Source organism: Novipirellula sp., assembly GCF_041583735.1.
GTDB lineage: Bacteria > Planctomycetota > Planctomycetia > Pirellulales > Pirellulaceae > Novipirellula.
Genome location: NZ_JBFHFD010001027.1, coordinates 1 through 1,640 on the forward strand (window position 1 = coordinate 1; position 1,640 = coordinate 1,640).

Here is a 1,640-nt window from a genome sequence, read left to right on the forward strand (position 1 = left end):
GTTATCCGTGAATCAGGTGCCGTCGAAACTCGTACTGCACCGAGCACCGCAGGACGAGTCGACCTCGATCGCTACACCAGCCAGCGAATGGAGCACTTGTCGGATGCAAATTGGGTGCAATTTCATCTCGAAGCAAACCAAGCGATCTGGCGTCATTTCACCAACGCAGACAACGTCGTCAGCCGAGCCAATGATGCGATGGTCAAGCTCAAAGCCGATGTCCGTGTCGCGAAGCGGGCAACCGGCGACCCTCGGCTCCGCGAGATTCTCGAAGCCGTCGCCGACTAGTGCTGCGTTTCGCAATGATGGTAGCGGCACTCACGCGAGCGATTCGAAACATTCGGCAAGTACAACGGACGGTCTTGGCGATTTACGCAGCGACCAATGCGGATGTTTTGCTCTGACAAAATACGTATTCCCCCTCATCGGCGAACCCGCTTGGCAACTACCGATGATGACATTTCCCCGAGGTCAGCTGTTTGACCTTGGTTTCCAATTCCTTCGATTGCGACGGGGATCGTCGCAATATTCAAGTCTCAATACTGCCATGAAAATAATTCACTTTGCTGCGACCGCGGCGTTGACTGTTTGTTGCGTGGGCTGTCAAGGCGAACCGACCACACCGCGAGAAGAGGCGGAACAAGCTCAAGAGAAACTCGAGTCCGCGCGTGAGCGTGCTGCAGAAATTGTTGCGGAATCCGAAGAGGAGGCGGTTGATATCATCGCCGATGCTCGTGAGGAAGCGGCGGCGGAAGTTCGCGACGCGAAACGCGAGGCGGAAGCGATTGTCCAAGACGCCGAGGAAGAGCTGACGTTAAAGCTAAATGATTTGAGTGATCCTGATGTTGCTCGTGACAAGCAAGAGCCCAAAGGAGTCGAGGACATCCAACCAGGCGTACCGTCACCCGAGTAAGCTGGTCACCTGAGTAAGCTGGTCACCTGAGTAAACCGCGGTTTGAAAAGGACATTGATCCACGATCATGCAACGAGCGAGGATCGATGGTTGAATTGACGATGGTTTATTTGACTCGCATTCCGCTGCCATGCCATAACACCTGCAGATCACGCGGAGTCCATAATTCAAGTCCGACGGATGGATCGGCGATCAGCAGGCTGCCGTCGGGACGTTTTTCCAACGCAACCACGGAATGCCCCATTCCTGGGATCCAGCCCCATTGGTCCGCATAGCGGCGATCTTCGACGCCGTAAGGTAGCTCGACCGCCAGCAGGACTGGCCAATCATTGTTGTGAAGTAATTCCTCAAGCGTTTCATCTAGGACTTCCACCACTTGGTCGTGCTGCTGGGAAATCAACTTCACGCCGCGATACAACCCTAGCGTCGGAGTGCCACTAGCATCGGTCAGGCACAGGGGAATCATTTGCGATTCCGTAACATCGATCCCTTCGGCACGAAACAGGGTCGCGGCGGCCGCAGGGCTACATGTGGCCCAAGATGTTTGCATCGCCACCCCGTTTTCCCAGTCATTGCCGCCCTGCGGTGGCGGCCGGACTGCGATCGACAGCAGCGGCCAATTGATCGCGGCGAAAGAACTGAGGGCCAACAGTATGGCAAGGGATCCACGACGCCATCGAGGTGTGTTGGGTAACCGCCATGCCCATCCCGCCGCCAACGCCGCAAA

The 1,640-nt window shown here is 56.1% G+C and carries 2 protein-coding genes and 1 pseudogene; 2 read left to right on the forward strand and 1 reads right to left on the reverse strand.

Features of this window, described 5'->3' with window-relative positions:
* Together ABX962_RS35730 and ABX962_RS35735 are read left to right on the forward strand one after the other, a co-directional pair.
* A pseudogene (locus ABX962_RS35730) lies at positions 1-288 on the forward strand (hypothetical protein); the annotation flags it as partial.
* Positions 289-547: 259 nt separating this feature from the next.
* Positions 548-913: a hypothetical protein gene (locus ABX962_RS35735; RefSeq protein WP_372726410.1), complete on the forward strand. Its 366-nt coding sequence runs from the start codon at positions 548-550 to the stop codon at positions 911-913.
* A 106-nt stretch (positions 914-1,019) separates the two neighbouring features.
* On the opposite strand, the gene ABX962_RS35740 is transcribed toward ABX962_RS35735, so the two are convergent.
* Positions 1,020-1,640 (reverse strand): peptidase C39 (locus ABX962_RS35740; RefSeq protein WP_372726411.1); only part of this gene is annotated, 621 nt, incomplete at its 5' end.

Bases quoted from the DNA above. Each gene is read 5' to 3' on its own strand.
- ABX962_RS35735 (WP_372726410.1), top strand. From the start codon at position 548: ATGAAAATAATTCACTTTGCTGCGACCGCGGCGTTGACTGTTTGTTGC.